This is a genomic window from Streptomyces rubrogriseus (assembly GCF_027947575.1).
GTDB lineage: Bacteria > Actinomycetota > Actinomycetes > Streptomycetales > Streptomycetaceae > Streptomyces > Streptomyces rubrogriseus.
This window is the reverse complement of record NZ_CP116256.1, coordinates 6,092,617-6,116,157: the sequence shown is the minus strand read 5'-3', so window position 1 is coordinate 6,116,157 and position 23,541 is coordinate 6,092,617. Positions and strand designations below refer to the sequence as shown.

Genomic DNA, 23,541 nt, shown 5'->3' with positions numbered 1-23,541 from the left:
CCCCCGCTTCACTCGGAGTCGTGACCGTCTCCGTGGCCGAAACCGCTTTGCTTTCCGTGGTGTTGACGTACCCCGCGAGTCGTGACTGACTGTGCGTACACCGCGCACACCAGGTGAATCGACGGCCCGCTTCGTGGAGGTGTGCCCTGCCGCCCCTCCTGCGCTACCCGACCGTGGACGAGCTGGGCGCCCGGGCCGCCGCACTCGTCGCCCGGTACCCCCGGCGCGCCCGGCTGCGGCGTGTCGGCACGTCCCGCGCGGGCAGCCCGCTGCTGCTGCTCTCCGTCGGCCACGGCAGCCGCCAGGTCCTCGTCGTCGGCGGCCCGCACGCGAACGAGCCCGTGGGCGGCGCCACCGCCCTGCGGCTGGCCGAGCGGGCCGTGGCCGACCCCCGGCTCACCGAGGGCGCCGACGCCACCTGGAACCTGCTGCTCTGCGTCGACCCCGACGGCCTGCGCCGCAACGAGGGCTGGCTCACCGGCCCCTACACCCTCGGCCGCTATGCCCGGAACTTCTTCCGGCCCGGCTTCCTGGAGCAGCCCGAGTGGCTGCCCGACGGCCCGGACCGCGCCACGCTGCCCGAAACCCGCACCCTGCTCGCGCTCCAGGACGAACTGCGGCCCTTCCTGCAGTGCTCCCTGCACGGCGTGGACGTCGGCGGCGGCTTCGTCGAGCTGACCCACGAGCTGCCCGGCCTCGCCCAGCGCATCTCCCACACCGCGGCCCGGCTCGGCATACCCCGTGAACTCGGCGCCTACGACACCCTGTACTGGCCGGACCTCGGACCCGCCGTCTACCGCATCCCGCCGCCCCGCCGCGGCGACCTGACCGCCGCCATCACCGAGGCGGCCGTCGACTCGACCTGGTGCCACCCGCGGCGCCACGGCACCGTCACCGCGGTCGTAGAGGCCCCCATGTGGGGCGTGGCGGCCGTGGCGGACGACTCGCCCCCCGTCGACCGCGACGGCGTCCTGCGCACCGTGAGCCGCACCCTGCGCCACGACACCCGCCGGCTGCGCCGCGTCCTCGCCCGGCTCAGGCCCCACCTCGCCGCCGTGCCGGAGGCGGCGCACCTGCTCGCACCGGTCGACGACTACCTGCTGGTCTGCCCCCGGCTCGCCGACGAGTGGGACCCCGACACCGACGACCGGACCGACCGCTCACTGCCGCCGATGAACACCTCCCACCTCGTGGCACTGCGGCTGGCCGGACGTCGCCTGTCGCTGCGTACCGCGGGGCTGCTGCACCAGTTGGTCACCCGTACCGGGGGCGATCCGGCGGGCGTCCTGTCCGAGCTGGACCGGCTCGTCGACGAGGGCTGCGCCGACTACCGCGACGGCTGCGGGGCGCACTGGATACCGGTCGGGCGCCAGGTGGAGTACCAGACCCGGGTCGTGCTCGCCGCCTTCGAACTGGCCGGGCGGCGTACCGCCGCGGGCGCCCGCCCGGGCGAGCCCGGCCGGGGTTCCGAGGCCGCGGTGCCGATGCACCGCGACTGACCGCGATCAGCCACCGTCCCCCCGTGTTCCCGCCTCCTCCACCCGCTCCAGGAGCGCCACCGGCGTGTCCGCGAAAAGGTCCGCCACGCGCGCGTGGCCCGCGAACTCCCGCCCGGGCGCCAGCGCGTCGGCCCATCTGCCGGGCGGCAGCGGCAGCGTCGTGCCGCGCCAGCCGCCCGCCTTCGCCAGCCGCAGCGACAGCCGGGTCACGGCGGTCACGGTCCGGCCGGACCTGGCGAACGCCACGCAGTGTGCCGCCGCCGGGCCCTCGGCGGACAGCGGCTCGTACGTTCCCGAGTCGCCGAAGACGCCGGGCCGCCGGGCCCGCAGCGCCAGCGCCGCCCGCGTCACCGCCGCCTTCGCCCCGGGGCCCCCGGCCCAGCCCTCGTCCCCGGCCGCGGGGAAGTCCACCGCGCGGCGGTTGTCCGGGTCCACCAGGGCCAGGTACTCGTGCTCGGTGCCCTGGTAGAGGTCCGGTACACCCGGCATCGTCAGATGGACCAGCGCCGTGCCGAGGACGTTGGCCCGGACGTGCGGCGCGAGCGCCTCGCGCAGGGCGGTCACCCGCGCGCCCGGCGCGCCGCCCGGCCCCGCCGCCACGAACCGGGCCACCGCCTCCTCGTAGGAGGGGTCCCGCTCCGTCCAGCCGGTGTGCGTCCCCGCCTCGCGCACGTGCTTCAGCAGCGCCTCCCGCATCCGTTCCGGGTCCGCCGGGCCCAGACCGAACACCGTCTGCCAGGCCGCCCACGCCACCTGCCCGTCCGGCGGGCCCTCGTCCGTGCCTGCGGCGGCCCCGGCGACCTCGGTCAGGACGTCCGCCCACCGCGCGGGGCACTGGGTGAGCACCGCCAGCGCGGCCCGGACGTCGGCGCTGCGCTTGGTGTCGTGGGTCGACACGACCGTGCCCGTGGCGGGCCAGTCGCGCTGCACGCGCGCGCAGTAGGCGTGGAACTCCTGCGGCGACACGGCCGGACGGCCCGGGTCCCCGCCCACCTCGGTCGCCGACAGCAGCGGCACGTAGCGGTAGAAGGCCGTGTCCTCGACGGACTTGGCGCGCAGCGCCGACGCGGTCTGCGCGAACCGCGTCCGGAACTCCACGTGGTCCGGTCCGTCCCCGTACCGCCCCAGCACCAGGCCCCGTACCACGTCCACCGCGCCGGCCTCCTCGGGCACCGTGAAGGCGAGCCGCGCCCCGGCCGCCGCCTCCTCGGTGACGACCGTCGCCGCGTCCACCGAGGTGTACGGCCGGTACACCTCCAGCCGGACCAGCAGCTCCACCAGCGCCGTGCGCAACGCCCAGGGCGCCCGGTCGCGCAGCGCCGGGTCCGGCGCGGCGGCGCACAGGCGGTGCGCCACCCGGGTCAGCCGGTCCAGCTCGGTGGCCAGCTCGTGCGTGAGCACCTCGTACGCCGCGCGCCGCACCGTCGCCGCCCAGTCCCCGCCCAGGTCCGCCTGCGGCGCGGCGAACCGGCGGTACCCGTCGAGCAGTTGCCCGTACCCGGTGGGGTCCGTGAACAGTCCGTCGACGTGCCGCAGGGCGTCGTAGCCGGTCGTGCCCGCGACGGGCCAGGCGGCGGGCAGCCGCTCCCCGTCCGCGAGGATCTTCTCCACCACCGTCCACCGGCCGCCGCTCGCCCGGTGCAGCCGTTCCAGGTACGCGTCGGGGTCGGCGAGGCCGTCGGGATGGTCGACGCGCAGTCCGTCGATCACGCCCTCGTGCAGCAGCCGCAGGACGGTGCCGTGCGTCGCCTCGAACACCTCCGGGTCCTCTACGCGCACGCCGATCAGCTCCGAGATGCTGAAGAAGCGGCGGTAGTTCAGCTCGGTGCGGGCCAGCCGCCACCACACCGGGCGGTACCACTGCGCGTCCAGCAGCCGGGGCAGCGGCAGGTCCGCGGTGCCGTCCCGCAGCGGGAAGGCGTGCTCGTGGTAGCGCAGCACGTCGCCGTCGACCCGGAGGTCGTCCAGCACCTCGCCGAGCGGGGCGCCGAGCACCGGCAGCAGCAGCCGGCCGTCCTGCGCCTGCCAGTCGATGTCGAACCACCGCGCGCAGGGCGACCGGGGCCCCTCGCGCAGCACCTCCCACAGAGCGTGGTTGTGGCGCGGCGACATCGCCATGTGGTTGGGCACGATGTCCACCACCAGGCCCAGGCCGTGCTCCCGCGCGGTGCGCGACAGCGCCCGCAGTCCCTCCTCACCGCCCAGTTCGGCGCGCACGCGCGCGTGGTCGACGACGTCGTAGCCGTGCTGCGAGCCCGGGACCGCTTCGAGGACGGGCGACAGGTGCAGGTGCGACACGCCGAGCGAGGCCAGATACGGCACGGCCGCCGCCGCGGCCTTGAACGGGAAGGACGGCTGCAGCTGGAGCCGGTAGGTCGCCGAGGGGACGGAGGCGGGGGAGGCGGGGCCGGGGCGCTCAGGTGTCATGGAACCCTACGTACCCGCCCCGCCGCCATTCCTGTCACCGTCCCCCGCACGGGTGCAGGGCGAGACCCCCTACACCGGCCGCTGCAGCACCGTCAGGCTCCGGTCCAGCAGGGTCAGCCGGTCCCCGGCCTGCACCTTCGGGCCCGTGCCCGCGGGCATCCCGGCCGTCAGGGCGGTGTCGACGACCACCTCCCACTGCCGGCCGTGGTCGACCGGCACCACGAAGTCCAGCGGCCTCGGCGCGGCGTTGAACATCAGCAGGAACGAGTCGTCGGCGATGCGTTCCCCGCGGGGGCCCGGCTCGGAGATCGCGTTGCCGTTCAGGAAGACCGTGAGCGCGGAGGCCCGTGCCGAGTTCCAGTCCCGCTGGGCCATCTCCGCGCCCTCCGGCGTGAACCAGGCGATGTCCGACAGCTCGTCGTGGGTGCCCTGCACCGGGCGCCCGTGGAAGAAGCGGCGCCTGCGGAGGACCGGGTGGTCCTTGCGCAGCCAGACCATCGCGCGGGTGAACTCCAGGAGGTCGTGGCCGTCCTCGGGCCACGCCACCCACGCCAGCTCGTTGTCCTGGCAGTAGGCGTTGTTGTTGCCCCGCTGGGTGCGGGCGAACTCGTCGCCGTGGCTGAGCATCGGGACGCCCTGGGAGAGCAGCAGCGTGGCGATGAAGTTGCGCATCTGCCGCGCCCGCAGCTCCAGCACCGCCGGATCGTCGGTGTCGCCCTCGGCACCGCAGTTCCAGGAACGGTTGTGGCTCTCGCCGTCCCGGTTGTCCTCGCCGTTGGCGTGGTTGTGCTTGTCGTTGTAGGCCACCATGTCGTGCAGGGTGAAGCCGTCGTGGCAGGTCACGAAGTTGATCGAGGCCAGCGGGCGGCGCCCGTCGTCCTGGTAGAGGTCGGAGGAACCGGTCAGCCGGGACGCGAACTCCGCCAGCGTGCGCGGTTCGCCGCGCCACAGGTCCCGCACCGTGTCCCGGTACTTGCCGTTCCACTCGGTCCACAGCGGCGGGAAGTTGCCCACCTGGTAGCCGCCCTCGCCCACGTCCCACGGCTCGGCGATCAGCTTCACCTGCGAGACCACGGGGTCCTGCTGCACCAGGTCGAAGAACGACGACAGCCGGTCCACCTCGTGGAACTGCCTGGCCAGGGTGGCCGCGAGGTCGAAACGGAACCCGTCCACGTGCATCTCGGTGACCCAGTACCGCAGCGAGTCCATGATCATCTGGAGTACGTGCGGGGACCGCATGAGCAGCGAGTTCCCGGTCCCCGTGGTGTCCATGTAGTAGCGGGGATCGTCGGCGAGCCGGTAGTACGAGGGGTTGTCGAGGCCCTTGAAGGACAGCGTCGGGCCCAGGTGGTTGCCCTCGGCGGTGTGGTTGTAGACGACGTCCAGGATCACCTCGATCCCCGCCTCGTGCAGCGCCTTGACCGCGGACTTGAACTCCAGCACCTGCTGGCCGCGGTCGCCCCAGGAGGCGTAGGCGTTGTGCGGGGCGAAGAACCCGACCGTGTTGTAGCCCCAGTAGTTGTTGAGGCCCATGTCCACCAGCCGGTGGTCGTTGACGAACTGATGGACCGGCATCAGCTCCAGCGCGGTCACCCCGAGCCCCGTGAGGTGCTCGATGAGCGCCGGGTGCGCGAGGGCCGCGTAGGTGCCGCGCAGCTCCTCGGGCAGGCCCGGGTGGCGCATGGTCAGGCCCTTCACATGGGCCTCGTAGATCACCGTGTGGTGGTACTCCGTCCGGGGGCGCCGGTCGTCGCCCCAGTCGAAGTAGGGGTTGACCACGACCGACGTCATCGTGTGCGGGGCCGAGTCGAGGTCGTTGCGCCGTTCGGGTGCTCCGAAGTGGTAGCCGTACACCTCCTCGCCCCACTGGACCTCCCCGCTGATCGCACGCGCGTACGGATCGAGGAGCAGCTTGGCGCTGTTGCAGCGCAGTCCGCGCTCCGGGGCGTACGGGCCGTGCACGCGGTAGCCGTACCGCTGCCCCGGCATCACGCCCGGCACGTACGCGTGCCGCACGAATGCATCGCTCTCCCGCAGCTCGACCGCCGTCTCCGAACCGTCGTCGTGCAGCAGACACAGCTCTACTCGGTCGGCGGCCTCCGTGAAGACCGCGAAGTTGGTGCCGGCGCCGTCGTACGTGGCACCCAGTGGATACGCCTCTCCAGGCCAGACCTGCATGAACACGACTCTTTCAGGTGTGGGGCGCCGGTGCGGACGCCTTGGCTCCGAGTCCCCCGGAAGTCTCCCCGAAAGTGAGGCGACCACCTAGCACGTACGTCCTCCTACCCACCCTCCGGCGTTCTGCTCCGGCCGGGCCCCGGGCAGGTGCCCGGCCCCCTGCGTCGTACCCCTCCCACGTCACCGCTATGAATCCGCTCACTCCCCGGTGTGAGCGCGGCCGGAACACCGCCGGGGATCAAGCAAGTTGGCAAAACCGGCCCGTCCATCGGGCTGCACCGCGGACCGCTACCGGAGTACCCTTCCTTGATCGTTGGGACGGGGTGTCCCCGGCAGTGTCCGGGGGAGCGGAAGGCGGTACTCGGGTGGGCTCGGGAGGGCTGGAGCTGCCTCCTGGTGACGACGGTCACCAGGGGAACTCCACGGACGTCCCGCCCGGCGCGGTGTCCCTGGCGCGGCCGATGAACGCGGGCGCGATCGGTCCGGAACTGGACTGGGACGCCGGGTCCTGGCACGAGGTGCGCACGCGTGCGCAGCGGGCGGGCCGGGCCTACATCTGGCTGAACCTGGTCGAGCAGCGGCTGCGCGCGGTCGTGGCCGCCGTCCTGCGGCCGGTCTACGAACCGGTCCACGGCGACGACTGGGTGGTCGCCGCCGCCGGGCCCGCCGGCCAGGAGTGGGTGCAGCGCGCCGTCGCGGTCCGCGAGGTCAGCCGCCGCAAGGGCTACCTGCTGGACCCGGCCGACGACAACGTCCTCAGCTTCCTCACGCTGCCCCAGCTGCGCGAGCTGATGGTGCAGCACTGGCCCTGCTTCGAGCCCTACGTGGACGAGCGCCGCGACGTCGAACTCGCCCTGGACGAGCTGGAGGTCACCCGCAACGTCGTCTCCCGCAACCGGGCCCTGTCCGAGGCGGTCCTGAACCAGGCCGAGCGGGCTTCGGCCCGGCTCCTCGAGGTGCTCGGCGCGGGCAGCGACGTGCCGTCCGCGCGCCGGCTCCCGGTGGACGCCGTGGAGGACCTGGTCGGGGACCGCTACGCCGACGTGGTCGCCGTGCACTCGGACCGGGTGCGGCTGCTGCGCCAGTTCCCGGCCGAGGACCTGTTCGGCAGCGCCCGCCGCGTGGACGCCCTCGGTATCGGCCTCAACCTGCTCGTGCAGAACTTCTCCGGCCGCCGGCTGCTGCGGATGGCCGAGGGCGGCGGGCGGGTGCGGCTGCTCTTCCTGAACCCGGCCTCCAGCGCGATCAAGCGCCGCGAGCGCGAACTGGGCATCAAGCGGGGCGAGCTGAGCCGCGCCGTGGAGATGAACATCCTGCACATGCGCCGGGTGCGGGCCCGGCTGCGGGACCCGGGCGCCTTCGAGATCCAGGTCTTCGACGAGACGCCCCGCTTCACGGCCTACCTCGTCGACGGCGACGGCGCCGACGGCATCGCGGTGGTGCAGTCCTACCTGCGCCGCACCCGGGGCATGGAGGCGCCGGTCCTGGTCCTGCGCAACGGGCGGAACGGGGGAAAGGTCGTGAAGTCGGACCGCGTCGACGAGGTCGGACTTTTCCCCACCTACCGTGAGGAATTCGAGCTGATGTGGGCGGATTCGAGGCCGGTGTCGTGAAGGCGGGCCCGGGGGCGGTGCGGGGATAAGCGGAATGCGATCCTCTGATTGTCAGTGGCCCGTGCGAGGGTGGAGACCACTGGGGGAACGCACCACCAAGAAGGGGGACCGCCCATGGGCTGGCACCGGGAGCTGCTGATCGGCTTCGACCTGGAGACGACGGGCACCGACCCGCGCGAGGCGCGCATCGTCACGGGAGCCGTGATCGAGGTCAGGGGCTCGGAGCCGCTCGGCCGGCGGGAGTGGCTGGCCGACCCCGGAGTGGAGATCCCGGCGGACGCGGTCGCGGTGCACGGCATCAGCAACGAACGCGCGGCCCGCGAGGGCCGGCCCGCCGACCAGGTCGCGGACGCCATCGCCACGGTCCTGGTGGACCACTGGAAGGCGGGCGTCCCGGTCGTCGCCTACAACGCGGCCTTCGACCTCACCCTGCTCTCCGCCGAACTGCGGCGCCACGCGCTGCCGTCCCTGCGCGAGCGGCTGGGCGGTCTGGACCCCGCACCGGTCATCGACCCGTACACGATCGACCGCTCCGTCGACCGCTACCGCAGGGGCAAGCGCAACCTGGAAGCGGTCTGCCGGGAGTACGGAGTCCGGCTCGACGCCGCCCACGACGCCACGGCCGACGCCCTCGCGGCGGCCCGGCTCGCCTGCGCGATAGCCGGCCGCCACCCCAAGGTCGCGGCCCTCGGCCCGGCGGACCTGCACCGCCGCCAGATCGAGTGGTACGCCGAGTGGGCGGCGGACTTCCAGAGCTTCCTGCGCCGCAAGGGCGACGCCACGGCCGTCGTCGACGGGACCTGGCCGCTGCGCGAGTTGGCCGGCGAGCCGGCCGACGAGCGGGTCTGACCCGGCCCGTCACCGCCCGGCCCGGCACACCCCCGGGTCAGAAGGGGTACCAGCGCACCTCGGGGTCCTCGTCGCGCAGCGACGCCACCCTGCGCTCGAACTCGGCCAGCGCCTTGGGGTTGCTCGGGGCGTGCTGGGCCACCCACGCGCAGCTCGCGGTCTCCCGGGCGCCGCGCAGCACCGCGCACCCGTCCCACTCGCGCACGTCCCAGCCGTAGGTCGCGGTGAAGGCGTCGTACGCCTCGGCGGGCAGCCCGTAGCGGTCCCGGCTCAGCGCCATCACCACGAGGTCGTGCTCGCGCAGGTCGGCGGAGAAGGTCTCCAGGTCGATCAGGACCGGCCCGTCGGGACCGACGTGCACATTGCGGGGCAGCGCGTCCCCGTGGATCGGACCCGGCGTCAGGTGGGGGGTGAGGGCCGCGGCCGCCGACGCGAAGCCGTCCCGGCGCCCGCGCAGATACGCGGCGTCCGCGGGGTCGATCACGTCGCCCGCCAGGCGCAGCCAGCGTTCCACACCGCCCAGCAGCTCGCGGGGCGGCAGCTCGAAGGAGGAGGGGAGGGGCAGCTCGTGGACGAGCCGGAGCAGCGCGGCCACGTCCCGGGGCTCGGTGGGCCGCACCGGTTCGGGCAGCCGCCGCCACACCGTCACCGGGTGCCCGTCGACGAACAGCGCCGTCGGCTCCGCCGCCCGCACCGCCGGGACGCCCGCCTCCTCCAGCCAGAGGGCGACGGCCAGTTCCCGGCGCGCCCGCCCGAGGAGTTCCGCGTCGCGGCCCACCTTGACCGCCAGGTCACCCGCGCCGAACACCGCGTTCTCGCCGAGGGCCAGCAGCCGCGCCTCCGACGCCGGACCGGGCAGCACCTCCGCCGCGGCCAGCACCTCCCGCGCCCGTGCCTCGTCCATCGTCTCGTGCCTCCGTGTTCATGCTGTTCGTGCCGGTTCCCGCCGTCCGCCGGTCAGTGTCCCATTCGCACAGGTGGGAGCATGTCGGGGGCCCTTGACGGGACGCGGTCACTTCACGACCATGACCAGGCCCGTCCGAGCCGCGCATAGGGGTTGATTACGTGACATTGGTGACCGAGCCGAGACGACCGGCGCGCCGTGCGCCCGGCCCGGACGCCCCGCGGGGCGCGCCGGACCACGGCGCCTGGTTCCTGGTGCTGCCCGCGCTGATCCCGATCCTGGTCCTCAGCGTCGGGCCGCTGCTGTACGGCGTCCTGCTGGCGTTCACCGACGCCCAGTCGGGCCGCACGGAGCCCACCGAGTGGATCGGTGCCCTGAACTTCCGGGACCTGCTGCACGACACCCTCTTCTGGGAGTCGTTCCGGATCGGCCTGCTGTGGGCCGTCGGGGTGACCGTGCCGCAGTTCCTGCTCGCCCTCGGTCTCGCCCTGCTGCTCAACCAGAACCTCCGGCTGCGCTGGCTGGCCCGGGCGCTGGCGATCATCCCCTGGGCGATGCCCGAGGTCGTCGTCGGCATCATGTGGCGGCTGGTCTACAACGCGGACGCGGGCATCCTCAACGAGACCCTGCGCGACCTCGGCCTCGGCAACGGCCACGACTGGCTCAGCGGCCTCGGCACCGCCCTGCCCGCCGTCATCGTCGTCGGCGTCTGGGCCGGCATGCCGCAGACGACGGTCGCCCTGCTCGCCGGACTCCAGAACACCCCGCGCGAGCTGCACGAGGCGGCCGCGGTGGACGGCGCGGGAGCCTGGCGCCGCTTCCGCACGGTCACCTGGCCCGCCCTCAGGCCCGTCGCGCTCGCCATCACCGCGCTCAACCTCATCTGGAACTTCAACTCCTTCGCCCTGGTCTACGTGCTGACCAACGGCGGTCCCGGCGGCCGCACCCGGCTGCCCATGCTCTTCGCCTACGAAGAGGCCTTCCGCTACGGCCAGTTCGGCTACGCGGCGGCCATGGGCTGCGTGATGGTCGCCGTGATCTCGATCCTGCTGGCGGTCTTCCTCGTCGGCCGGCTCCGGGGCGAGGCCAAGGGGGGTGACGAGGCGTGAGGACCTCGACCGCGGCCCGTACGGGCCAGTACGCGGCGCTGCTCGCCTACCTGGTCTTCCTGGCCTTCCCGTTCCTCTGGCTGATCTCCATCGCCTTCAAGCCGCCGCGCGAGCTGGCGAGTCTGCACCCCACCTGGATCCCCGAGGACCCCACCCTCGACAACTTCCGGCAGGCCTTCGACGAGCAGCCGCTGCTCCGGGCCGGGCTCAACTCCCTGCTCGCCGCGCTCGGCGCCGCCGTGATCGCGGTGCTGATCGCGACCCCGATGGCGTACGTCATGGCCCGCCGCCGCGGCCGGCTCGCCAAGGCGGCCACCGGGTGGGTCGTGGTCAGCCAGGCCTTCCCCTTCGTCCTGCTGATCATCCCGCTGTTCCTGGTCCTGAAGAACCTCGGCCTGATCAACTCCGTGCCCGGGCTCGTGATGGTGTACGTCGTGTGGTCGCTGCCGTTCGCGCTGTGGATGCTCACCGGATACGTCCGCGCCGTGCCGCGGGAGCTGGAGGAGGCGGCCGCGGTCGACGGCGCCGGACGGCTGCGGACCCTGGTCTCGGTGACCGCGCCGCTGCTCGCGCCCGGCATCGTGGCCACGGCCCTGTTCGCCTTCATCACCGCGTGGAACGAGTTCTTCTTCGCACTGGTCCTGCTGAAGACCCCGGAGAAACAGACCCTGCCCGTGATCCTCACCCACTTCCTCGGCGCCGAGGGCGTCGCCGACCTCGGACCGCTCGCCGCGGCCGCCTTCCTCGCCACCCTGCCCTCGCTGGTGGTCTTCGCCCTCATCCAGCGGCGGATCACGGGCGGCATGCTCGCCGGGGCGGTGAAGAGCTGATGACGCGGACGCGTACGAGGATCCTCACCCTGCTGGCCTGTGCCGTCCTGCTGCTCGCGGGCTGCTCGGACGGCGGCGACGGGGCGGACGACGGCCGGATCACCCTGCGCTTCCAGTCCCTGGCCTGGCAGGACGAGTCGGTGAAGGCCAACAAGGAACTGGTAAGGGAGTGGAACGCCACCCACCCGGACGTGCGCGTCGAGTACGTCCAGGGCAGCTGGGACAGCGTCCACGACCAACTGCTCACCTCCTTCGAGGGCGGCGAGGCGCCCGACATCATCCACGACGCCTCCGACGACCTCGCCGACTTCGCCTACGGCGGCTACCTCGCCGACCTCACCGAACTGCTGCCCGCGCGGCTGAGGTCGGACATACCGCAACACAGCTGGGAGACGGTCACCTTCGGCGACGGCGTCTACGGAGTGCCGTTCCTCCAGGAGCCGCGGGTGCTGATCGCCAACGCCACCCTGCTCGAGGAGTCCGGCGTCCGGATCCCGACGCCGGAACACCCCTGGAGCTGGGCGGAGTTCCGGCAGGTGACGAAGGAGCTGAGCGGCGACGGCAGGTACGGGGTGGCCTGGCCGCTCAAGGAGCCCGTCTCCGCCACGCTCAACCTCTCCCTGTCCACCGGCGGCAAGCTCTTCCACCGGGGCGCCGACGGCAAGGTGACCGTCCGCTTCGAGGAGGGCGACCAGGTGGTGCCGCGCACCGTCCACGACCAGGTCGACACCGACCACAGCGCCTCGCCGACCACCCTGGGCAGCGGCGGGTCCGACACCCTGCCCGGCTTCTTCGCGGGCAAGTACGCGATGGTGCCGCTCGGCTTCTCCTACCGCCAGCAGATCGAGCAGCAGGCACCCGAGGGCTTCGACTGGCAGGTGCTGCCCGCCCCGGCCGGCGCCGACGGGCTCGCCCAGGGGGTCAGCCCGCAGACCCTGTCCGTCGCCGAGGACAGCCCGCACAAGGAGGAGGCCGCCGCGTTCGTCGACTTCCTCCTCCAGCCGGACAACATGGTGCGCCTCGCGCTCGGCGACTGGATGCTGCCCACCGGGCAGCAGGCCCTGAAGGACCCCGCCCTGCACACGGCCGAGCGCGGCTGGGCCACCGGCACCGCGCTCGCCGCCCATCTGCGCCCGGCGCCCGCGCAGTCCGTACGGGGCTACGCCGAGTGGAAGGACAAGGTGGCGACCCCGGCGCTCCAGGAGTACTACAGCGGAGCGATCGGGATGGACGAACTGCGTCACAGGCTGGAGGAGGACGGGAACCTGGTGCTCGCCCGCTACCAGCGCTGAGGCCGCCGCGCGCCGGTGACGGCCACGCGCCGGCGACCACCGCGCGAAAACGGTTTGCCCGGCGGGCACCCGTCCACCTAGCGTCGCCTCCGTGGCAGCTTTCAACGCGATCATCAACTCCGGTCTCGGCCGGGGCTGCACGTACTCCATCAGGATGCGTCGCGGCCCCGGAGCCCTGACCGGCCCGGGGTCCCCCCGCCGCTGACGCGCCCGACGCGTACCACGCGTCCGACCCGCGTGCGGCGGGGCTGAGCCTCCGCATTCCCTTCTGCCTTCGTCTTCCGGTCAGGGCCTTCGGCTGCCCGTTTCCCCCTCCTGTCACGGAAGACAAGGACCGCAGGCCATGGCCCGCCCCACCCAGCGTGCCCGCACGCTCTCGCAGAACTTCCTCGCCGACCGCGCCACCGCCGAACACGTCGCGCGCCTCGCCGCCCCCGACCGACGGCGCCCGCACCTGCTGCTCGAAGTGGGCGCGGGCAACGGCGCCCTCACCGAGCCGCTCGCCCGCCGCAGCCGCGAACTGCACGCCTACGAGATCGACCCCCGGCTCGTCCCCGGGCTCCGCACCCGTTTCGCCGACACCCCGCACGTCCACGTCGTCGCCGGTGACTTCCTCGCCGCCCGGCCCCCGCGCACACCCTTCTCGGTCGCCGGGAACGTGCCCTTCTCGCGCACCGCCGACATCGTCGACTGGTGCCTGACCGCGCCCCGCCTCACCGATGCCACCCTCCTCACCCAGCTCGAGTACGCCCGCAAGCGCACCGGCGACTACGGCCGCTGGACCCTGCTCACGGTCCTGACCTGGCCGTACCACGACTGGCGGCTGGTGGGCCGGGTGGGCCGTCACCGCTTCCGCCCGGCGCCGCGCGTCGACGCCGGCATCCTGCGCATCCAGCGCCGCCCCGCCCCGCTGCTCACCGGCGCCGCCGCCCGCCGTACCTGGGCGGACCTGGTCGAGCTGGGCTTCTCGGGCGTCGGCGGCTCACTGCACGCGTCCCTGCGCCGTGCCCACCCGCGGCGCCGGGTGGACGCGGCGTTCCGGGCCGCACGGCTCGATCCCGGTGTCCTCGTCGGCGAGGTCGCCCCCGAACGGTGGCTGCGGCTGCACGAGGAGCTGACGGCGTGAAACGAAAGCAGTTGCACGAGACGTCTCGTCTCGCGTACGGTCGGCGCATGACCACTCGCCCCGCGCACATCGCCATGTTCTCCATCGCCGCCCACGGCCACGTGAACCCCAGCCTGGAGGTCATCCGCGAGCTCGTCGCGCGGGGACACCGGGTGACCTACGCGATCCCGCCCCTGCTCGCGGACAAGGTCGCGGAGGCGGGCGCCGAACCCAGGCTCTGGAACAGCACGCTGCCCGGCCCCGACGCCGACCCGGAGGCGTGGGGGAGCACCCTGCTGGACAACGTGGAGCCCTTCCTGGACGACGCGATCCAGGCGCTCCCGCAGCTCGCCCAGGCGTACGAGGGGGACGAGCCGGACCTGATCCTGCACGACATCGCCTCCTACACCGCCCGCGTCCTCGGCCGCCGCTGGGACGTGCCCGTGATCTCCCTGTCGCCCTGCATGGTCGCCTGGGAGGGGTACGAGCAGGAGGTCGGTGAGCCGATGTGGGAGGAGCCGCTGAAGACCGAGCGCGGACAGGCGTACTACGCCCGCTTCCACGCCTGGCTGGAGGAGAACGGGATCACCGACCACCCCGACCCCTTCGTCGGCCGCCCCGACCGCTCCCTGGTGCTGATCCCCAAGGCGCTCCAGCCCAACGCCGACCGGGTGGACGAGAAGGCGTACACCTTCGTCGGCGCCTGCCAGGGGGACCGCACCGGCGAGGGCGACTGGACCCGTCCCGAGGGCGCGGAGAAGGTCGTCCTGGTCTCCCTCGGTTCGGCCTTCACCAAGCAGCCCGCCTTCTACCGGGAGTGCGTCCGGGCCTTCGGCGAGCTGCCCGGCTGGCACACCGTGCTCCAGGTCGGCCGGCACGTCGACCCGGCCGAGCTGGGCGACGTACCGGACAACGTGGAAGTCCGCACGTGGGTACCGCAGTTGGCGATCCTCCAGCAGGCCGACCTGTTCGTCACCCACGCGGGCGCGGGCGGCAGCCAGGAGGGCCTGGCCACCGCCACGCCGATGATCGCCGTACCGCAGGCCGCGGACCAGTTCGGCAACGCCGACATGCTCCAGGGCCTCGGCGTCGCCCGTACCCTCGCCACCGAGGAGGCCACCGCCGAGGCGCTGCGCACCGCCGCCCTCGCCCTGGTCGACGACCCGGAGGCGGCGGGGCGGCTGAAGGAGATCCAGGCGCAGATGGCCCAGGAGGGCGGCACCCGGCGGGCCGCCGACCTCATCGAGGCCGAACTGGCCGCCGCGCGCGGCTGATCCGGCGCAACACAGCGCGGGGCCCGTCGGTTCCCCCGGAACCGACGGGCCCCGCGGCCGTGGTGCGACGGCGTGCCGGTCAGACCCCGACCCGTTCGCCCCGCTCCCCGCGCTCGCCCTCGCCGTCCCGCTCCGGCGACGCGATCGCCTCGGGCGACTCGTCGTGGGTCAGGTCGGGCAGCCGGTGCAGCCACTTCGGCAGGTACCAGTTGCGCTCGCCGAGCAGCGACATCACGGCCGGCAGCAGGACGCCCCGGATGATCGTCGCGTCGATCAGCACCGCCGCCGCCAGGCCCACGCCCATCTGCTTCATCGACTGCATGGACAGCGTGCCGAAGATGGCGAACACCGCGACCATGATGACGGCGGCGCTGGTGACGACCCCCGCCGTGGTGACCACGCCGTGCTGGATCGCGTCCCGGGTGGAGCGCCCGCGCAGCCGCGCCTCGCGGATCCGGGAGACCACGAACACGTGGTAGTCCATCGACAGGCCGAACAGGATCACGAAGAGGAACAGCGGCAGCCACGTGATGATGGCGCCCACGCCCTCGGCGCCCACCAGCGAGGCGCCCCAGCCGTGCTGGAAGACGGCGACCAGGATGCCGTACGCCGCGCCCACCGACAGCAGGTTGAGCACGATCGAGGTGAGCGCGACCGTCAGCGAGCGGAAGGACAGCAGCATCAGCAGGAAGGCGAAGACCACGACGAAGGCGAAGACCGGCAGGACCGATCCGACGAGCTGGTCGTTGAAGTCCTTGTTGCCGGCCACCTGACCGGTGATCGGCGCCTCGACGCCGTCGACCTTGCCCAGCGTCGCCGGCCGTACGTCGTCGCGCAGCTTGTCCAGGCTCTCGCCCGCCTTGTCCTGGTCGGAGCCGCCGACCAGCGGGACGTACACCAGCGCGACGTTCTGCCGGTCGTGCACGGTGATGTCCACGGGACCGCGCGAGGCCCCCGAACTGATCGCCCGCTCCCGGAAGTCGGCGAGCGCGGCCCGCACCTCGGGTGCGTTGATGTCGTCGGCCTTCACCACCACCTCGGCCGGGTCGGACCCGCCGGGGAACGCCTCGTTGACCCGGTTGTACGTCTGCACGATGGGCAGCGAGTCGCCGAACTCCTGGTCCAGCGTGAGGTTCTGCGTCTTCATGCCCAGGGCGGGCGCGGCGACCGCCAGCAGCGCGCCGACGGCGACCACGGCGGCGAGCAGGGGCTTGGCCAGTACGCGCTTGAGTACGGCCGTCCAGAACCGGCTGCCCTCACTCGCGGAGCCGCTCGGCCGGCGCCGGCGCAGGAACGGCACGCGGCCCTTCTCCACCCGCTCGCCCAGCAGGGACAGCAGCGCCGGCAGCACCGTCACCGAGCCGACCATGGCCACCGCGACCACCATCAGCGAGGCCAGGCCCATCGCCTCGAACTCGGCGATGCCGGTGAACAGCATGCCCGCCATCGCCACGCACACCGTGACACCGGAGACGACGATCGCCCGGCCACTGGTGGCGGCGGCGATCCGGAGCGCCGTCCGCGCGTCCCGTCCGGCGGCCCGCTCCTCGCGCTCGCGGCGCAGGTAGAACAGGCAGTAGTCGACGCCGACGGCCAGACCGACCAGCAGCATCACGGAGTTGGCGGTCTCGCTCATCGGCTGGAGGTGGCTGACCAGGCCCATCAGACCCATCGTCGCGATGATCGCGGTGATCGCCAGCGCCACCGGGACCAGCGCCGCCACCAGCGCGCCGAAGGCGACGAGCAGGATGCCCAGCGCCACCGGCACCGCCGAGTACTCGGCCTTCTTGAAGTCGTCGCCGAACGCGTCGTCGAACGTCTTCATCATGCTGGCGCCGCCGATCTCCTCGATCCGCAGCGACTCGTGCTCCTTCTGGACCCCCTCGACCGCCTTCAGCACCGGCTCGACCCGCTCGCCCGCGGTGTCCGCCTCGCCGCGCATGTCGAACTGCACCAGCGCGCTGCGGCCGTCCTCCGAGATCGTCTTCGCGTCGTACGGCGAGGTGACCCCGGTGACCTCCCCGGTCCCCTCCACCGCCGTGACGACCGCGTCGACCGCGGCCCGGAACTCGGCGTCCGTGGCCTTCACGTCACCCGACTTCGCCTGGATCAGGACCGTCTCACCGGCCGGCTCGTCGATCCCGGCGTCCTCGACGATCCGGGCGGCGGTGTGCGTCTCGCCGCCCATCTGGTCGCTGTCCTTGACGTCGACCCGGCCGGCCGCCGAACCGAGCCCCGTCGCCAGGACGACGAACAGCACCCAGATCCCGACGGCGGCCCATCGGTGCCGGGCACTCCAGCCGCCCGCCCGGGCGGCTATGCCCCGCACCCGTGTCTCTCGGTTCCGCATGACCGGCCTGCCCCCTCATGAGCGGTGCCGGCCCCCTGCCGCCACCTTGCGTTTCGAAGGTATGGGCCGCGTAAGGCCGTCGCGTCGTGCTCTTCGGTGACGTGCGGCGGCGCCGTCTCATCCCTCCGTACCGCCGCCCTCACCGCTGAGGAGGATCCCGGCCCCTTACATCTACCGGGCGGTCCCAGGGGCGTTGATCAGGGTGCGGTGGTGTGCCGGCACCTTTTGGAAGAGTTGTTGATTAAGTCACAGGGGTGTGTAGTGGTTGTACCCCGCACACCGCATCGGCGAGAGTGGCGCGCACGTCCGCCCGGCGCGGACCAGGCCGTCGTGCCCACCCCCACGGGGCACGACGGCCGTTCTATGGTGTGCGGATGACGACGATGTACGCGGCGCTGCTGCGCGGGATCAACGTGGGCGGCAGCCGGAAGGTCCCGATGGCCGACCTGCGCGCGCTGCTGACCTCCCTCGGCCACGACGCCGTACGCACCCATCTGCAGAGCGGACAGGCCGTCTTCGCCGCCGCGCACGGCGACGAGGACTCGCTGGCCGCGGAGCTGGCGGAAGCGATCGGGAAGCGGTTCGGCTTCCCGGTGGACGTGATCGTGCGCGACCACGCCTACCTGAGGTCGGTGGTCGAGGCGTGCCCCTTCCCGGCCGCCGAACTGGAGGGCAGGCAACTGCACGTCACGTACTTCTCCGCGCCCGTCGACGCGGACCGCTTCGCGGCGATCGACGCACCGGCCTTCCGTCCCGAGGAGTTCCGCCTCGGCGACCGCGCCCTGTACCTCTACGCACCGGACGGCCTGGGCCGCTCCAAGCTCGCCGAGGCCCTCGCCAAACCCCGCGTCAACAAGGGGCTGATCGCCACCAGCCGCAACTGGAACACGGTCACCAAACTCGTGGAGCTGACGGGCGCCTGAGGGGCCCGTGCCCTCAGGCCCCGACCGCCAGCGCCACCGGCACCCGCGCCGCGTCGTACCGCTCCAGCAGGACCCGCGCCACCTCAGGTGCGGGGCCCAGGACGTCCGCCAGCACGTCCGCCCCGGCCGCGCCGCGCGCGATGCGGTCCGGCAGGAAGCCCGGCGCCAGGACGTACGGGGCGACGGCGACGCGCGCACAGCCCAGCTCGCGCAACTGCCGTACCGCGTCCTCGGTGCGCGGAAGGGATGCGGAGGCGAACGCAGGCCGCACGGCGCACCAACCGGTGTGCCGCCACTCCCGCGCGATTTCAGCGATCACTGCGATCGCCTCCGGGTCGGAGGACCCCGCCGAGGCCAGCACGACCCCGGTCGAGGACTTGTCGGCGGGCGTGAGACCCGCCTCGTACAGCCGCCGCTCCAGTGCCGACAGCAGCATCGGCGAGGGACCGAGCACCTCGGCCTGCCGGATCCTCAGGCGCGGCGGCGCCGCCGCCAGGACCGCGGGGATGTCCGCCTTGGCGTGGAAGGCGCGGGTCAGCAGCAGCGGCAGGGCCACCACGTCCCGCACGCCCTCCGTCTCCAGGGACTCCAGGACGCCCGGCACGGAGGGGACGTTGAAGTCCAGGAAGCCGGTCTCCACCCGGACGTCCGGACGCAGCGCCCGCACCCGGCGGACCAGGGCGTGCACGGTCGCGGCGTGCCGCGGGTCGCGGCTGCCGTGGGCGACGACCAGGAGTACGGGGCGGCCCGGTGCGGACATATTGTGCCTCAGCCCTTCACCAGCAGACCGCGGCTGCGCAGCACCCAGCGCTCCAGCGGGCTGAAGATCAGCAGGTCGATGGCGATGCCGACGACCAGGATGAGCAGGATGGCCTCGAAGACCATGGCCATGTCGCTGGCGTTGCGGCCGTTCTCCAGCAACTGCCCGAGGCCGACGCCCAGGTCGGGGAAGGAGGCGATGATCTCGGCGGCCATCAGCGAGCGCCAGGAGAACGCCCAGCCCTGCTTGAGGCCGGCGACGTAGCCGGGGAGCGCGGCCGGCAGCACGATGTGCCAGGTGCCCTTCAGCCCCGTCGCGCCCAGCGTGCGCCCCGCCCGCAGGAAGATCGGGGAGACCTGGTCGACGCCGGACACCAGGCCGTTGGCGATGGAGGGCACCGCGCCGAGCAGGATGACGGCGTACATCATCGAGTTGTTCAGGCCCAGCCAGATCACGGCCGGCGGCACCCAGGCCACCGACGGCAGCGACTGGAGGCCGGACAGGATCGGGCCGATCGCCGCCCGCACGAACTTCACCCGCGCCACCAGCAGCCCCAGCGGAGTGCCGATGACCAGTGCGAAGCAGAAGCCGAGCAGTCCGCGCGAGACGCTGGTCCAGATGTAGCCGAGCAGTTCGCCCTGGAGCCAGGCCTGGTGGAGCACGTCCCACACGTCCGAGGGGGCAGGCAGCTTGGTCGGGTCGTCGACGATCTTGAACGAGACCAGTGCCTGCCACACGGCAAGGACCAGCAGGACCGCGACGGTGGGCGGCAGGATCTTCTCGACGAAGGTCTGCCGCCACGGCGTGCGCCCCTGCTGCACCGACTCCAGTGCGTCCAGGCCCGCCTCCAGACCGGCGAGGTCGCCGCCGTCCTTCGCGGCCGCGCTCCCGGCGGGACGCGTCGTGTCAGTGCTGGCCATGTCGGCGGATCTCCCCACGCAGTTCTTCGGTGATCTCGACGGACAGCTCCGCCACGGCGGTGTCCTCGATGCGGCGCGGCTGCGGGATGCCGACCGTCCACTCGCGCGCGATGCGCCCGGGACGGGAGGACAGCAGCACCACCCGCTCGGCCAGCCGCACGGCCTCGCGGACGTTGTGCGTCACGAACAGCACGGACACCTGCGTCTCGCGCCAGATGCGGGTCAGCTCGTCGTGCAGCACGTCCCGCGTGATGGCGTCCAGCGCCGCGAACGGCTCGTCCATCAGCAGCAGCTTGCTCTCCTGGGCCAGCGCCCGGGCCATCGCGACCCGCTGGCGCATACCGCCGGACAGCTCGTGCACCCGCTTGCCGTACGCGCCCTTCAGACGGACGAGTTCGAGCAGCTCCTCCGCCTTGTCGCGGCGCTCGGACTTGGGCACGCCCCGCAGCCGGAGGGCGAGTTCGATGTTCTTGCCCGCGGTCAGCCACGGGAACAGGGCGTGCTCCTGGAACATCAGGGCCGGCCGCCCGTCCGTGCTGATGCCGCCCGCGCTGGGCCGGTCCAGGCCCGCCACCAGGTTCAGCAGCGTGGACTTGCCGCAGCCGGAGGCTCCCAGGAGGGTGACGAACTCGCCGGGCGCGACATCGAGGGTGATGTCGTCCAGGACGAGCTGCTGCCCGGCGGGGCCCGCGAAGGACTTCGAGACGTGCTCGATCCGGGCGGCGTACGCGGCCGGCTCGGTGCCGTCTTCGGCCTTGGCGAGGGTCGTGGTCGTGGCCATGGTCGTCACCTCCTGGGTGGTCGGATCCGGGCTTTACTCGACGCCGAGCCCGGCGTCGTCGACCGCGGGCTTGCCCTTGGCCTTGAGGACCTTGTTCAGCGGCGTCAGGTCGTAGATGCCGTTCAGGTCGGGCTTGTCCAGCAGACCGGCCTTGACGGCGTGCTGCGCCTGGGCGTCGAGGGTGGACGCCAGCGGGTCGTCGGTGAGCTTGATCGACTCCCAGGCCGGGTCCAGCACGTCCGCCGGGAGTGCCTTGCCGGAGTCCTTCTCCAGCTGGGCGTTGGCCGCGGTCTTCGCCTCGTCCGGGTTGGCCGTGATCCACTCGTTGGTGTCGACCGACGCCTCGAGCACCGCCTCCACGGCCTTCGGGTGCTCCTTGAGGAACTTCTGCGACACGATGATGTTCGTGATCACGAACTTCTCGTCCGGCCACAGCGTCGACTCGTCGAGGAGCACCTTGCCGCCCTCGGCCACCAGCTTGGACGCGGTGGGCTCGGGCACCCAGGCGCCGTCCAGGGAACCCGACTTGTAGGCGTCCGGGGTGACCTTGTTGTCACTGCGGACGACCGTCACGTCGCCCTTGCCGCTCTGGGCGTCGACCTTCCAGCCCTGCTCGGCTATCCAGTTGAGGAACGCCACGTCCTGCGTGTTGCCCAGCTGCGGGGTGGCGATGCGCTTGCCCTTGACGTCGTCCAGGGACTTGATCTTGTCCGGGTTGACCACGAGCTTCACGCCGCCCGAGGCCGACCCGCCGATGATGCGCAGGTTCTTGCCGCCGGACTTGGCGTAGCCGTTGATCGACGGCGAGGGGCCGATCCAGCCGATGTCGATGGAGCCCGAGTTCAGCGCCTCGATCTCGGACGGGCCCGCGTTGAAGACCGCGTACTTGGCCTCGGTGGCGCCCAGCGCCTTCTGGAAGAAGCCCTTCTGGTTGGCGACCAGCGGGGTGGCGTGGGTGATGTTGCCGAAGTAGCCGATCCGGACGGAGTCGAGACCGTCGATCTTCTCGGCGCCCTCGGCGACCTTGGCGGTGTCGTCGTCCTTCGCCTGGGAGCCGTAGCCGCAGGCGGCCAGCGTCAGGAGGGGAAGGGCGGCTATGACCGCCAGCGTGCGGCGCAGGGCGGTGGTGGCAGGCACGGGAGGTGTTCCTCTCGTTGGTCCGGCACGCACGCCTGTCGGTTGGTCCGAGGTCTCAGGTCGTGGCCGGGAGGTCGGCAGGTCTTCGGCTGTGGGGGGTGAGGGCGCGCGAGCGGTGCGCGTACGTCACCGCGCACATCGCGCCACTCCGCCCTGCCCGCTGCCGAGGAAGCCGCTGCCGACGCGGCCGCCCTCCTTGGCGAACGTGGAGTAGAAGTCGGGGGAGGACATGCTCAGAAGTCCCACCCGTCGTCGTCGGCCGCGTCCTTGACCGGCTCCGGCGCGGCGAAGGACTCGCCGACCATGCCGGCGGTGAGCGTGGTGCCGTCGCTGGGGTCGATCAGGATGAACGATCCGGTGCGCCGCGAGTCGGCGTAGGAGTCGGCGGGCAGCGGCTCGGCGGTGCGGACCTTCACGCGGCCGATGTCGTTGGCGACGAGCTGCCCGGGGTGCGGGTGCAGCGACAGGTCGTCCAGCGTGAGCCGGGCCGGGATGTCCTTGACGATCGCCTTGACCGTGCGGGTGCCGTGCTTGAGCAGTACCCGGTGGCCCACGGTGAGCGGCGCGTCGGCGACGTGGCAGACGGTGGCCTCGACGTCCTGGCTGGTGGCCGGCGCGTCCTCGCTGGGCACGATCAGGTCGCCGCGCGAGACGTCGATGTCGTCCTCCAGGAGCAGCGTCACCGACTGCGGCGTCCAGGCGGCGTCGACCGGCTCGCCGAGCACGTCGATGGCGGACACCTTCGAGGTGCGGCCCGAGGGCAGCACGGTGACCTCGTCGCCCACCCGGAAGGTGCCGGCGGCGATCTGCCCCGCGTAGCCGCGGTAGTCGGGGTGCTCGGCGGTCTGCGGCCGGATCACGTACTGCACCGGCAGCCGGGCGTGGCAGTGCGCCAGGTCGTGGCTGACCGGGACGGTCTCCAGGTGTTCCAGCACCGTCGGGCCGCCGTACCAGTCCATGACCGCCGACGCCTCCACCACGTTGTCGCCCTCCAGGGCCGAGATGGGGATCGCGGTGACCTCCGGGACGCCCAGCTCGGTGGCGTACGCCGTGAACTCCTCGGCGATGGCCGCGAACACGGACTCCTGGTAGTCGACCAGGTCCATCTTGTTGACGGCCAGGACGACGTGCGGGACGCGCAGCAGGGCGGCGATCGCGGCGTGCCGGCGGGTCTGCTCGACGACGCCGTTGCGGGCGTCGACCAGGATCACCGTCAGCTCGGCCGTGGAGGCGCCGGTGACCATGTTCCGCGTGTACTGCACGTGCCCGGGGGTGTCGGCCAGGATGAACCGGCGGCGCGGGGTGGCGAAGTAGCGGTAGGCCACGTCGATGGTGATGCCCTGCTCGCGCTCGGCCCTGAGGCCGTCGGTGAGCAGCGCGAGGTCCGGGGCGTCCTGGCCGCGGCTCGCGGAGGCGCGCTCGACCGCCTCCAGCTGGTCGGTGAGGACCGACTTGGAGTCGTGCAGCAGACGGCCGACCAGCGTGGACTTGCCGTCGTCGACCGAGCCCGCGGTGGCGAACCGCAGCAGGGTCGTCTCCGACAGCTGCCAGACCGACAGCGGCTCGACGGGTTCAGTGGTGCTGGTCATG

The 23,541-nt window shown here is 72.6% G+C and carries 18 protein-coding genes; 9 read left to right on the top strand and 9 right to left on the bottom strand.

All coding sequences use genetic code 11. The features are described from left to right. Positions 1-173: 173 nt before the first annotated feature. Positions 174-1,499, top strand: coding sequence for a M14 family zinc carboxypeptidase (locus Sru02f_RS27625; RefSeq protein ID WP_109029701.1), 1,326 nt, complete (start codon positions 174-176; stop codon positions 1,497-1,499). Positions 1,500-1,505: 6 nt separating this feature from the next. Here the strand turns inward: Sru02f_RS27625 and treY are convergent, their stop codons facing one another. Both treY and glgX read right to left on the bottom strand, forming a co-directional pair. Beyond that, positions 1,506-3,926 (bottom strand): malto-oligosyltrehalose synthase, encoded by a 2,421-nt coding sequence (treY, locus tag Sru02f_RS27620; RefSeq protein ID WP_109029700.1) that lies wholly within the window; start codon positions 3,924-3,926, stop codon positions 1,506-1,508. A gap of 69 nt (positions 3,927-3,995) precedes the next feature. Beyond that, positions 3,996-6,104 carry a glycogen debranching protein GlgX gene (glgX, locus tag Sru02f_RS27615; RefSeq protein ID WP_109029998.1) on the bottom strand — a complete coding sequence of 703 codons (2,109 nt, stop codon included), beginning with the start codon at positions 6,102-6,104 and terminating at the stop codon, positions 3,996-3,998. 365 nt (positions 6,105-6,469) lie between these two features. On the opposite strand from glgX, the gene Sru02f_RS27610 reads away from it, so the two are divergent. Continuing rightward, the gene (locus tag Sru02f_RS27610) at positions 6,470-7,717 is read left to right on the top strand and encodes an SAV2148 family HEPN domain-containing protein (protein WP_109029699.1); all 1,248 of its coding nucleotides are present in this window, start codon (positions 6,470-6,472) and stop codon (positions 7,715-7,717) included. A gap of 114 nt (positions 7,718-7,831) precedes the next feature. Next, a complete protein-coding gene (locus tag Sru02f_RS27605) occupies positions 7,832-8,566 on the top strand; it encodes a 3'-5' exonuclease (RefSeq protein WP_109029698.1) in 735 nt (244 codons plus the stop codon). 37 nt (positions 8,567-8,603) lie between these two features. Here the strand turns inward: Sru02f_RS27605 and Sru02f_RS27600 are convergent, their stop codons facing one another. After that, positions 8,604-9,470, bottom strand: coding sequence for a phosphotransferase enzyme family protein (locus Sru02f_RS27600; RefSeq protein WP_109029697.1), 867 nt, complete (start codon positions 9,468-9,470; stop codon positions 8,604-8,606). 161 nt (positions 9,471-9,631) lie between these two features. Between Sru02f_RS27600 and Sru02f_RS27595 the strand changes: the two genes are divergently transcribed. The 5 genes from Sru02f_RS27595 to Sru02f_RS27575 all read left to right on the top strand — a co-directional run bounded on the left by Sru02f_RS27595 (position 9,632) and on the right by Sru02f_RS27575 (position 15,080). Further along, positions 9,632-10,579: a carbohydrate ABC transporter permease gene (locus Sru02f_RS27595; RefSeq protein ID WP_109029696.1), complete on the top strand. Its 948-nt coding sequence runs from the start codon at positions 9,632-9,634 to the stop codon at positions 10,577-10,579. Then, positions 10,576-11,409, top strand: coding sequence for a carbohydrate ABC transporter permease (locus tag Sru02f_RS27590; protein ID WP_109029695.1), 834 nt, complete (start codon positions 10,576-10,578; stop codon positions 11,407-11,409). The genes Sru02f_RS27595 and Sru02f_RS27590 overlap by 4 nt, the downstream gene beginning before the upstream one ends. Then, positions 11,409-12,701, top strand: a complete 1,293-nt coding sequence (locus Sru02f_RS27585; RefSeq protein WP_109029694.1) for an ABC transporter substrate-binding protein — start codon at positions 11,409-11,411, stop codon at positions 12,699-12,701. The genes Sru02f_RS27590 and Sru02f_RS27585 overlap by 1 nt, the downstream gene beginning before the upstream one ends. Positions 12,702-13,044: 343 nt before the next feature. After that, positions 13,045-13,827: a 23S rRNA (adenine(2058)-N(6))-methyltransferase Erm(O) gene (erm(O), locus tag Sru02f_RS27580; protein WP_109029693.1), complete on the top strand. Its 783-nt coding sequence runs from the start codon at positions 13,045-13,047 to the stop codon at positions 13,825-13,827. Further along, a complete protein-coding gene (locus Sru02f_RS27575) occupies positions 13,824-15,080 on the top strand; it encodes a glycosyltransferase (RefSeq protein WP_109029692.1) in 1,257 nt (418 codons plus the stop codon). The genes erm(O) and Sru02f_RS27575 overlap by 4 nt, the downstream gene beginning before the upstream one ends. A gap of 79 nt (positions 15,081-15,159) precedes the next feature. Here the strand turns inward: Sru02f_RS27575 and Sru02f_RS27570 are convergent, their stop codons facing one another. Further along, complete coding sequence (locus Sru02f_RS27570; RefSeq protein ID WP_109029691.1) at positions 15,160-17,430, bottom strand: MMPL family transporter; 2,271 nt, start codon at positions 17,428-17,430, stop codon at positions 15,160-15,162. 374 nt (positions 17,431-17,804) lie between these two features. Between Sru02f_RS27570 and Sru02f_RS27565 the strand changes: the two genes are divergently transcribed. Beyond that, the gene (locus tag Sru02f_RS27565) at positions 17,805-18,353 is read left to right on the top strand and encodes a DUF1697 domain-containing protein (RefSeq protein WP_109029690.1); all 549 of its coding nucleotides are present in this window, start codon (positions 17,805-17,807) and stop codon (positions 18,351-18,353) included. Between the two features lie 13 nt (positions 18,354-18,366). On the opposite strand, the gene Sru02f_RS27560 is transcribed toward Sru02f_RS27565, so the two are convergent. The 5 genes from Sru02f_RS27560 to Sru02f_RS27540 form a co-directional block, all read right to left on the bottom strand. Beyond that, a complete protein-coding gene (locus Sru02f_RS27560; RefSeq protein WP_109029689.1) occupies positions 18,367-19,113 on the bottom strand; it encodes a sirohydrochlorin chelatase in 747 nt (248 codons plus the stop codon). An 8-nt stretch (positions 19,114-19,121) separates the two neighbouring features. Beyond that, positions 19,122-20,033 carry an ABC transporter permease gene (locus tag Sru02f_RS27555; RefSeq protein ID WP_109029688.1) on the bottom strand — a complete coding sequence of 304 codons (912 nt, stop codon included), beginning with the start codon at positions 20,031-20,033 and terminating at the stop codon, positions 19,122-19,124. Continuing rightward, positions 20,020-20,814 (bottom strand): ABC transporter ATP-binding protein, encoded by a 795-nt coding sequence (locus Sru02f_RS27550; RefSeq protein WP_109029687.1) that lies wholly within the window; start codon positions 20,812-20,814, stop codon positions 20,020-20,022. Before Sru02f_RS27550 ends, Sru02f_RS27555 begins: the two co-directional genes overlap by 14 nt. Before the next feature lie 33 nt (positions 20,815-20,847). Next, positions 20,848-21,951 carry an aliphatic sulfonate ABC transporter substrate-binding protein gene (locus tag Sru02f_RS27545; RefSeq protein WP_109029686.1) on the bottom strand — a complete coding sequence of 368 codons (1,104 nt, stop codon included), beginning with the start codon at positions 21,949-21,951 and terminating at the stop codon, positions 20,848-20,850. 233 nt (positions 21,952-22,184) lie between these two features. Next, positions 22,185-23,540: a sulfate adenylyltransferase subunit 1 gene (locus tag Sru02f_RS27540; protein ID WP_109029684.1), complete on the bottom strand. Its 1,356-nt coding sequence runs from the start codon at positions 23,538-23,540 to the stop codon at positions 22,185-22,187. Between the last annotated feature and the right edge of the window lies 1 nt (position 23,541).